The sequence below is a fragment of the Sphingobacterium sp. HJSM2_6 genome, from assembly GCF_049316305.1.
Taxonomy (GTDB): domain Bacteria; phylum Bacteroidota; class Bacteroidia; order Sphingobacteriales; family Sphingobacteriaceae; genus Sphingobacterium.
This window is the reverse complement of the sequence record NZ_JBMOXB010000071.1, coordinates 1-202: the sequence shown is the minus strand read 5'-3', so window position 1 is coordinate 202 and position 202 is coordinate 1. Positions and strand designations below refer to the sequence as shown.

Below are 202 nucleotides of genomic sequence, written 5' to 3'. Positions count from 1 at the left end.
ATACAGCAGGATAAGGCGATGGCTTTAGGTATTCCTTCGGCGGCTATTGATCAAACACTACGTGTTGAATTGTCTGGGTATACCGTAGGAACGTATTCGGATCCTAATATGGATAATAATGATTATGCTATTGTGGTGACTGTGCCTAGAGGCAAGGAAGCCAATATAAAAACGTTAGATGGTATTATGGTGGATAATGTGG

General features: G+C 41.1%; 1 protein-coding gene. It reads left to right on the top strand.

The window, feature by feature from the left end:
* Positions 1–202 (top strand): hypothetical protein (locus tag ACFRAE_RS17845; protein ID WP_422798525.1); only part of this gene is annotated, 202 nt, incomplete at both ends.